Origin of the sequence: Paracoccus lichenicola, assembly GCF_009708075.1 — a bacterium.
GTDB lineage: Bacteria > Pseudomonadota > Alphaproteobacteria > Rhodobacterales > Rhodobacteraceae > Paracoccus > Paracoccus lichenicola.
In genome coordinates this window covers 1-6,718 of sequence record NZ_WMBT01000037.1, presented here as the reverse complement: position 1 = coordinate 6,718, position 6,718 = coordinate 1, and the positions used below count along the sequence as shown (strand labels likewise).

Sequence of the window (6,718 nt, the reverse complement as noted above, 5' to 3'; positions counted from 1 at the left end):
TTAGTCCAGGAGCGCAAAGCGCACGAATGGGAGTTGGAGCGGGCCGCAAGGCGGGAGCGCGACAGGGGCCACGATCACGAGCTTTAAGTTAGCCCCTCAAGGCAACCCTACTTTGTTTTTGGCTGAATTGGCAGAAGAACAATGAGATAGCCCCGGCCGTGATCCATACATCTGCAAGATTGAACACAAAGGGGTGCCATGCCCCAAAGTGCAGATCGAGATAATCGGTCACCACTCCATACACCGCACGGTCAATGACATTGGCGAGCGCCCCCGCCACAATGAAAGAGGCAGCAATGCGCTCCAAGCCCTGCGATCTAAAAGCCCATAGCGCAAAACTCGCTGTCAATGCGGCCGTGGCGAGCAGCAGCACAAGCCGCGCAGTCTCACCCTCGAATGAGAACAGGCTGAACGAAACCCCCTGATTGAAGGTCAGACGCAGCGCGACAAAGGGCAGAAAGTCGGTTGCCGCGCCGTAGGGTTCGAGAGAGGTGCGCGCCCATAGCTTTGCAGCAAGATCGAGCGCGGCTCCAAAGGCGATGATGAGTGCAGGCCTAGCCGTTTTCATGCACGGCCAGCCTGTTTGAGATCGGAGCGCGCATCCCGGATGATCGACCACGCCGATTGCAGGAACAGGCCCGCGACGGCGAAGGCCACCAGAAGGTCAGGCCAGGACGAGCTAAGCGCCCAGACGAGGACAGCCGCGACGACCACGGCAAGGTTGCCAATCGCGTCGTTGCGCGAGAACAGCCAGACTGCACGCATATTGGCATCGCCCTTGCGGTGGGGCAGCAGCACAAGGGCAGCGGCCACATTGACGATGAAGGCCACGACCGCGAAGCCACCCATCAGGAGGGTTTCCGGCTCATGCTCGACAAAGACGCGGTAGAGCGTCGAGCCAATCACGCCAAGGCCGAGCAGGCCCAGAAACACGCCTTGCAGCAGCGCCGCCTTGGCGCGGGCCGCGAGGCCCCAGCCCACCGCAATGAGGCCGAGGAAGGAAATCAGGCCATCGCCCACGAAATCGAGCGCGTCCGCCTGTAGCGCCTGCGAACCCGACAGAAAGCTGCCGAAAATCTCGATCACGCCATAGCCGACATTGAGAAGGACAACGATCCAGAGTGCGCGCTTGTAGGCTGGGGTGACGTGCGACAGGTCAGGGATCTTGTCGTCATCCTCATCGGTTTCCGCCCCGGCCACCTTGGGCTGGCCTATGCGATCAAGCTGATAACCCAGGCTTGTCACTGCCTGCTCAATAGCAGGAAGCCGCGTCTGCGGATCATCGACATTGAGCGTCATGATCTGCGAGGCAATCGACACCTTCACCTCGTCCACGCCTTCAACCTTGCGGGCCGCGCCCTCGATCTTGGCGGCGCAGGACGCGCAGTCCATGCCCGTAACGTGATAGCGGATTGTGTCGGTTGCAGCGGCCATTCGTCGATCCTCGAAACTTTAGCCTTGCCCTGCTACAACCTGTAGCGACTACAGGAGCAAGGCAAAAGATGCAGATCGGCGATTTATCCCGGCAGACGGGCGTGAACATCGAGACGATCCGTTACTATGAGCGCATTGGGGTTTTGCCCAAGCCTGCCCGCCAGCCGAACGGACGGCGCACCTACAGCCCCGCCGATGCCGAGCGCCTGGGCTTTATCCGCCATGCTCGCGAGCTTGGTTTCGATCTGCCAAGCATCCGCATCCTGCTCGCCTTGCAAGAACGGCCGGAAGCATCATGCGAGGATGCGAGCCGCATTGCCCAAGAGCAGCTTGAGGCAGTCGAAAGCCGGATTGCCCGCCTGCTTCTCTTGCAGGATGAACTGGCCCGAATGGTCAGCGAATGTAGACGAGGTAGGGTATCCGAATGCCGAGTGATCGAGGCTCTAGCCCCCGCCCGCCCTACAGCCCGCTCTGATCCGAGCGGGCGGGCGGGGACTACTGCACCCTAGTCCTAAACAGCGCCAAGCTAACTTATCGGCCGAGGATGCGCTGAAGGAGGCTGCGCGGTTCCTTGGGCCGCTTGTCTTCCAGGAGCGCCTGCTGACGCTCGGCCAATGCGCGCCAATGGTCGGCATTGGCTTCGGCCTTGCCCAGCATCTCGCGCAACAACTCGACTTCTCGTTTTAGGCCTTGGTCGGTCAGGGTGGTCTGGTGGTTCTCATGGGTGGTCGGTTGCGGTTCCGGGAACCGGTCGGCCGACCGGTCAGGAGCTTGGAAGAAAAACGCACGGTGCAACTCTGCCGGGTCGATGGCGTAGCGACCCCGATCATCCTTGGGCGCGCTCATGCGCCCACTATTGATGGCATTCAGAAGGGTAGACTTGGAGCGGCCGCAGGTCTTGGCAGCCTGGTTCAGCGTCAGCGGCACGGTGGTTCCTTGGGTGGTCGGGGCCGGTCGGCAGGGTGGTCGGTATCGGTTTCCGGAACCGGTAGCCGACCGGTCGGCTACTCGGGGGTCTGGTCGGACTTACCGCCCTCAATCACGTCCAGCTTGTAGCGTTCAACAGCTTGCGCGTGGCTGTTCACGTTGCCCCGGAATGCCCCTTCTGGCGTCACGGTGATGATCTTCACCCGCCCACGCTTCATCCGCCGGATGGCCCCCACCTGCTCCAGAAGGTCCAGAGCGCGAGCCATATCTCCTTTGTCGGTTCGCATCACCTCACACAGGTCGGCAGCGGTCTTGGTGCATTCGTAGGACTGCCACGCGAGGTTGCGGGTGATCTGCCAGAGCACCGCCTGCGCGTGAAACGCCTGCGCAGGCGTTTTCGCCGCCGCAAACAGGCGTTCGGTCACGGCGTCCTGGTACTGGAATGCAATGGACACGTTGCCTCCTCCGAAGAAGTCAAACTCAATCTGATTGCTGACGGACAGTTCCTTGGCCGCCAGAGCGGCCTTCCGCGCCATTGCGGCGCGTTCGGGGCTGTTCTCCCGGAGAGCCTGCTGATCGAGCAGGAGCGCCGCCTGGTCGTAAACACCGCGCTTGCGCATTGCGCGGGCGGTCAGATCGGCAGGCGGGTTCGGGTTCATGCGTTGGCGCTGTTCTGCTGCCCCGACAATGACGCCGATGGACTGCACCGGAGAGCCTGTCCGGCGCTGCGCCAGTTGCGTGACCTTGGCCGTTTCGATGTCTTCGACAGACACCCCCATCCGCCGCAGTTCGTGAAGTGAAATCCTGCCCATCCCTCGCCTCGATAGTTGGCCACCAGCCAACTTTAGTTGGCCACCAGCCAACTGTCAATTTCTGTTTTTCTCAGCCCAGCAAGGCCGAAACGGCCAAAATGCACCAGCGTATCCATATATCCTAAGAGTCTTAGTGCACTGATGCGCGCAGATCGTCCGTCAGGTCGTACTGCACGGATGGGACATGCTGGGGAACAAGGACGTGGCGAGGCTGTGCCAGAGGGCCGGTGGCGCCCTGTGAGGGTCAGACCAGGCACCAAGGCTTGGAGAGAGTCCTAGAGGCGCTGCGGAACCCTCACGCCTGCTTGCGGGGCCTGCCGCCCTTGGCGCCGTTGGTCCGTGCGGCCGCGGCCTTGGCGGGGGAGGACGACTTGCCCCCTTCCGCGCCAAGCAGCGCGGCCATCCAGCGGCGCGTCCCATAGATGCCCTTCATGAAGCCGGGAACGTAAACGTCCGCATCCAATCTGGGCCAATGCAGCCCAAGGCCCGACGGGGTGATCTCGATCTCGGCCAGATCGACCGGATCGGCACCGGCCAGATCTTCAACAAGATGCACCGGGACCATGATGGTGACGCCGCTGCTCAGGCCCACCACGAGGCGGTTCTGGCGGGCGTCATATTCGGCACTGACGGCATAGCCGTTGCGGCGCAGCTCCTCGCCTTGGCGAACGGCAGACTGAAACTCTTGCTCAGAAATCTCCATGAATGGCGCTCCATTGCGGGCAGAGGGTGGACAGGTGCGCGGCCAAGTCCTTCTGTCCTAGCCAGCGATCAGGGCCAAAGGCGGGCAGTATGGACGAGGGCCAATATCCAGATCGTGTCCTGGTTGACGGTGTAGACCAGGCGGTAGCTGGGATGCGGGATCAGCTCGCGGGTATCGGGAATATGGCCCGGCTTTCCCATGAAGGGGTGATCTGCCAGCCGAGCTGCGGCTTCCCCGAACAGCTGGTCCATACGGATCGCGGCAGACGGGCTGTCGGCCGCGATGTAATCCATGATGTCAGCGCGGTCCTGCTCGGCTTCAGGCGCCCAGAGAACGATCACGCGGAGCCTTCGGCGAGTTTGGCCCGCCTGGCCGCAAAATCGGCTTCCACGGCCTCGTGGCTGCGTCCCTGGCCGTTCAGCATCGACGCGCGAGCCTTGTCCACCTTGCGACCCAGATACTCGCTGTAGGCCCGCTCATGGCGGCGCTGCTCGATGTAGTCGCGCATCAGCTCACGAACGACCTGCGATGCAGGACGGTCAGCGGCTGCGGCTTCGGCCATGAAGCTCTCCCGCAGATCCGGTTCCAGCTTCATCGTGAATACGGCTTTGGTGTTCATAGCTCATCCCCACAGATACTAACGGAGTATATACCGCGTTAGTATATCAATTCCAGACCGATCAGCTGCTTGGACGCTGTCTAACCCGGCAGTGTCAATCTTGCAAACTGACTTCTTCGCCAGCATACTCTCGTGGCCACGACAAGGCTTTGCCTTGCCCTGTCCACTCGCGCTGGTGAGGGGGCGTGCCGCCCCCTTCAAACCCCCGGCCCGCACCTTTGGCACGGCGGGACCAGCCCCGAACCCCGGCAGGGGCGATCCCCCTGCACTCTTTGGAGCCTGCCTCATGGCCAACGACCCTTCCGCTGCTTCCGAGCCTGCCCGTTGGATCAAGCTGCGGGCCAGCGCGGCCGAGCGGGCGCGATGGCAGGCATTGGCGGCGAGCCGGGGCATGAGCCTGTCAGAGCTGATCCGGGCGTCCTTGGGCGGCTTGCGGCTGCGGACGCGGCGGGAGGTGCCGCCGGTCGCGCCTGAGCTTTTGCGAGAGCTGGCGCGGATCGGGAACAACCTCAACCAGCTCGCGCGGGCCGCCAACCGGCACGAGCCGGTGACAGCAACCGCGCTGCTGTCGCGGCTGATCGAGATCGACCGGGATCTTGGGGCGCTTCGGGCGGCGCATACGCGGGCCGATCCGCCGGAGCGCGGCTAATGCTCATCAAGTTCACCAGCGGCGGGCGCGGCGGCGGGGGCGCGGTGTGCAGCTACCTAGTCGATGCGGAGCGCCAAGGCCGGGAGCATTGCCCGCCGGAGGTGGTGCGGGGCGACTTGGCGCGGACGCAGGAGCTGATCGACAGCATCGGGCGGCAGTGGACCTACACGCACGGAGTGTTGTCCTTCGCGCCCGAGGATGCGCCCACTGTGATCGAGCAGGAGGCCGCGATGGACGCCTTCGAAGCCTTTGCCTTCGCCGGCCTCGATGTCGATCAGTTCGACATCTCCTGGGTGCGGCACCAGCACACCGAGGGTGGGCGGGTGGAGCTGCACTTCGTGACCCCGCGCATGGAGCTGGCCTCCGGGCGGGCGCTCAACATCGCGCCGCCCGGCTGGGAGCGGAGCTTTTCCACCCTGCGGGACGCACTGAACCTGGAGCATGGCTGGGCGCGCCCGGATGATCCGGCGCGGGCGCGGGAAGTGGCCTTCGAGCTGTCGCCGCCTTGGGCGCAGCACGGATTCCACCTGAAAGAGGGCAAGGAGGCCGTCCACGGCTATGTGGTGGGGCTGATCGAGCGGGGGGCGGTGCATGACCGTGTCAGCCTGGTCGATGCGCTGACCGAGGCCGGGCTGGAGGTCACGCGGGCAGGCAAGGACTACGTGACGGTGCGCGATCCCGACACCGACGAGCGCCTGCGGCTCAGGGGCCGCATCTACGAGAAGGACTGGAACGATGACGCGGAGCTTGGCCGAGCGGCTGCACGAGAGGTTGGAGAGCCAGACGGCCGAGATCGCGGCCTTGACCGAGAGCGAGCTGCAGAAGCTCTCGCAGCGTGTGAGCGCGAGCGTGAGCACCGAGCTGACCGAAATCGAGATCGCTATCGCCCGAGCCACGCATGGGATCAGGAGCGCGCTGCCACAGCTGAAATGGATCTTGGGGCTGACCTGGGGCGCGCTGATCGTGAGCTTGATGCTGACCGGCTTCTTGCTTTGGCGCTCGAGCCAGCCCTTGAGGGTGGTGGAGGACATGCCCTTGGAGACGTTCCAGAGCGAGGGGCAGAGCTACCTGGTGGTGCCCGAGAACGCGACCCCGCTGCAATGCACCACGCCCTCGGGGCGGAAAGCGATTTGCCTGCATATGAAGAATGGGGACTGAGCCATGGACCAGCTCACGGCATTGGAGCGCGCCTTGCTCGAACAGTTCAGGCTCTTGGCGAACGAGTTCGATCAATCGGAGAGCGCGTCCGAGGAATATTCGAAGAAGGTGGGCGCATGGTCGCAGCGCATCTCGCAGCGACAATCAGCGATCGAGGCCCGCTTGTCGCAGATCGAGGCCACACAGCAGCGCTTGAGCGCGGGCTTGGAGAACTTGAACGCGGCCTTAGCCAAGCAGACCGCCTCAACCACGCACTTGGTGCAGCAGGTGAACGCGTTGCTGAAAGAACGCTGACATTAGTCCAGGAGCGCAAAGCGCACGAATGGGAGTTGGAGCGGGCCGCAAGGCGGGAGCGCGACAGGGGCCACGATCACGAGCTTTAAGTTAGCCCCTCAAGGCAACCCTACTTTGTTTTT

Annotated in this window: 10 protein-coding genes and 1 pseudogene; 4 read left to right on the top strand and 7 right to left on the bottom strand. The window is 63.4% G+C overall.

The annotated features are described in order from the left end of the window. Positions 1-88: 88 nt before the first annotated feature. Positions 89-568 carry a signal peptidase II gene (gene lspA / locus GIY56_RS18005; protein ID WP_088239308.1) on the bottom strand — a complete coding sequence of 160 codons (480 nt, stop codon included), beginning with the start codon at positions 566-568 and terminating at the stop codon, positions 89-91. Continuing rightward, entirely contained in the window at positions 565-1,434 is an 870-nt protein-coding gene (locus tag GIY56_RS18000; protein ID WP_028720581.1) for a cation transporter, read from the bottom strand. The genes lspA and GIY56_RS18000 overlap by 4 nt, the downstream gene beginning before the upstream one ends. A 68-nt stretch (positions 1,435-1,502) precedes the next feature. Between GIY56_RS18000 and GIY56_RS17995 the strand changes: the two genes are divergently transcribed. Next, entirely contained in the window at positions 1,503-1,943 is a 441-nt protein-coding gene (locus GIY56_RS17995; protein ID WP_051578295.1) for a MerR family transcriptional regulator, read from the top strand. Positions 1,944-1,965: 22 nt separating this feature from the next. Here GIY56_RS17995 and GIY56_RS17990 read toward each other — a convergent pair whose 3' ends face one another. The 5 genes from GIY56_RS17990 to GIY56_RS17970 all read right to left on the bottom strand — a co-directional run bounded on the left by GIY56_RS17990 (position 1,966) and on the right by GIY56_RS17970 (position 4,495). Next, positions 1,966-2,361, bottom strand: a complete 396-nt coding sequence (locus tag GIY56_RS17990) for a hypothetical protein (protein WP_154766217.1) — start codon at positions 2,359-2,361, stop codon at positions 1,966-1,968. A gap of 77 nt (positions 2,362-2,438) precedes the next feature. After that, the gene (locus tag GIY56_RS17985; RefSeq protein ID WP_154766216.1) at positions 2,439-3,173 is read right to left on the bottom strand and encodes a helix-turn-helix domain-containing protein; all 735 of its coding nucleotides are present in this window, start codon (positions 3,171-3,173) and stop codon (positions 2,439-2,441) included. A gap of 295 nt (positions 3,174-3,468) precedes the next feature. Continuing rightward, entirely contained in the window at positions 3,469-3,876 is a 408-nt protein-coding gene (locus GIY56_RS17980; RefSeq protein WP_126152580.1) for a DUF2442 domain-containing protein, read from the bottom strand. 68 nt (positions 3,877-3,944) lie between these two features. After that, positions 3,945-4,217 (bottom strand): type II toxin-antitoxin system RelE/ParE family toxin, encoded by a 273-nt coding sequence (locus tag GIY56_RS17975; RefSeq protein WP_126152581.1) that lies wholly within the window; start codon positions 4,215-4,217, stop codon positions 3,945-3,947. Continuing rightward, positions 4,214-4,495: an antitoxin of toxin-antitoxin stability system gene (locus GIY56_RS17970; RefSeq protein ID WP_126152582.1), complete on the bottom strand. Its 282-nt coding sequence runs from the start codon at positions 4,493-4,495 to the stop codon at positions 4,214-4,216. The genes GIY56_RS17975 and GIY56_RS17970 overlap by 4 nt, the downstream gene beginning before the upstream one ends. A 286-nt stretch (positions 4,496-4,781) precedes the next feature. Here GIY56_RS17970 and GIY56_RS17965 point away from each other — a divergent pair, with 286 nt between their 5' ends. The 3 genes and pseudogenes from GIY56_RS17965 (at position 4,782) to GIY56_RS18700 (ending at position 6,596) form a co-directional block, all read left to right on the top strand. Continuing rightward, on the top strand, positions 4,782-5,144 hold the full coding sequence (locus tag GIY56_RS17965; protein WP_126152583.1) for a MobC family plasmid mobilization relaxosome protein: 363 nt from the start codon (positions 4,782-4,784) through the stop codon (positions 5,142-5,144). Next, positions 5,144-5,533: pseudogene (locus tag GIY56_RS18990) on the top strand (relaxase/mobilization nuclease domain-containing protein); the annotation flags it as partial. The gene GIY56_RS17965 and the pseudogene GIY56_RS18990, both read left to right, overlap by 1 nt. 772 nt (positions 5,534-6,305) lie before the next feature. Next, positions 6,306-6,596, top strand: coding sequence for a hypothetical protein (locus GIY56_RS18700; RefSeq protein ID WP_028720592.1), 291 nt, complete (start codon positions 6,306-6,308; stop codon positions 6,594-6,596). The last annotated feature ends 122 nt before the right edge of the window (positions 6,597-6,718 follow it).